The sequence below is a fragment of the Sporacetigenium sp. TC11 genome (assembly GCF_058146105.1).
In genome coordinates this window covers 1-2181 of record NZ_JBYVNY010000018.1, presented here as the reverse complement: position 1 = coordinate 2181, position 2181 = coordinate 1, and the positions used below count along the sequence as shown (strand labels likewise).

The 2181-nt window shown below is 34.1% G+C and carries 2 protein-coding genes; both read left to right on the top strand.

The genetic code is table 11. From position 1 onward, the window contains the following. On the top strand, positions 1 to 1628 hold a 1628-nt coding region (locus ACUSRV_RS16470; protein ID WP_490143063.1), incomplete at its 5' end, for an LPXTG cell wall anchor domain-containing protein. Between the two features lie 210 nt (positions 1629 to 1838). Continuing rightward, positions 1839 to 2181, top strand: a 343-nt coding sequence (locus tag ACUSRV_RS16465; RefSeq protein WP_490143062.1) for a transporter substrate-binding domain-containing protein, incomplete at its 3' end; no start/stop codon positions are given.

The following is a 2181-nucleotide window of genomic DNA, read 5'->3' as shown; positions in this document are numbered from 1 at the left end:
CAACAGTAGACCCAACGACAGATGATCCAACAGCAGTAGACCCACATGCAGACCATCAAACGAGTGGAGAAACAACAACACCGGATCCAACAGTAGACCCAACGACAGATGATACGACAGTAGTAGACCCACATGCAGACCATCAAACGGGTGAAGAAACTAGTACAACACCGGATCCAACAGTAGACCCAACGACAGATGATACGACAGTAGTAGACCCACATGCAGACCATCAAACGGGTGGAGAAACAACAACGCCGGATCCAACGGTAGATCCAACAACAGATCCAACAACAGATGATACAACAGTAGTAGATCCACATGCAGACCATAAAACAGGTGGAGAAACAACAACACCGGAACCAACGACAGATGATCCAACAATAGATCCACATGCAGGCCATGAAGCAGGGGAAGGTACAACGCCAACACCAGATCCTACACAAGATGATATGACAGAAGAACATACTACAGAAGGCGGCTCACATGAAGAGCATCAAGCAGGGGAAGATACAGGGAAACATGTTTCAGCAGAAGATTCATTAGTTCAAGGATCAGTTATTAATGCAGTAAAAGGTGAAAGTGCATATGTTAAAGTTAATATTAAAGATGAAAATTTAAATAACTTAACATCAGCACGTATAAAGACAAATGATGGTAAAATAATAGATTTAAAATTAGATGCTGACTCACAAATAATAAAACTAGATCCAGAAACAGTAAGTTTTAATATAGAGTATGTATCATTAGACAAAACATATATGACACACAAACAAACTATAACATGGACTGAAAAAGAAGATACTACGCAACCAAGTAAGATTGATTCAGTAGTTGAAGAATTAAGTAAAGAAAGTGGTTTATCAATTGATAAATCAGAAGATAATTCAGAAATTAATATAGCTGCAACAGAAGAAATAGTTGTAGGAATAGTTAGCGAAGCCTTAGATAAAGAAAATACTTTTATAGAAGTTAATGATGGAGTATTAGAAATAAAAATTGAAAATACAATTATAAAATCTTCAAAAGAACTAACAACTATTGAGAAAAACGCAAGTGAAAAGTATGAGATTACAAGTGATGGTATGATAAGTAAATATACATTAAAAGCTCCAGTTACATTGAAATCGGCAAGGGCTTTCAGCTTATTTAGCGTTAGCGCATTAGCAGCTGAACCTCAATGGGATTTAGTATATACAATAGATACTAAAGAAAATACTATACAGTACGCAAATGGTGAAGTGAAAAGTTTCCAACCTACTGCAAATATGAAATTATTAGTTGACGCAAATGGAGATATACAAGAGCCAGTACTAAATATAATAGAAGACAATGGCGGAACTCCAACAGATCCTGTAGATAATGGATCAGGAGATAATGATGGAACTCCAACAGATCCAGTAGGTAATGAACCGGAAGATAATGATGGAACTATAACTGATCCTGTAACTAATGAGCCAGTATATGATGACAATATAAGTAATCCGGTAAATAATGAAGTAGCAGATGATACTTCAGAATTACCTAAAACTGGTGCAAATATGTTAGGTAGTATTGCAACTATGGTAATTGGTGCTGCTAGTATATTAACTGGAGGAGTAGCATTTAATAGGAAAAACAAAAAATAATATATTGTGTTAGTAAAACTTTAAGTATAACAAAACCCCAATAAATATAAAATCCTAATATTATATTACATCTCAATAAGATAATGTTAGGATTTTCATGTGTTGAGAACGTTAAAGACAATATGAAATTTATTGTAAATTGATAAGTTTAAATTAGATATAATAAATAACTAATATAATATATTAACTATTTAAAATGGAGGATATAAAATGAAAAGGAAAAATATATTTATCAGCACTATACTAGCTTTAACTTTAGCTATAGGGATTACAGGATGTTCAACAAAGACTAGTGAAGAAGCTGCAAAAACTGAAGCTAAAAACTCACTAGAAACAATAAAGAGCGAGGGCAAAATACGTATTGGTACTGAAGGAACTTATGCTCCTTTCACATTCCATGATGAAAAGGGTAATTTAACAGGTTTTGACGTAGAAATAGCTAATGAAGTAGCAAAGCGTCTTGGTGTAAAAGCAGAATATGTTGAAACTAAATGGGATGGTATGTTTGCTGGATTAGATGCAAAAAGATTTGATATGGTAGCAAATCAGGTTT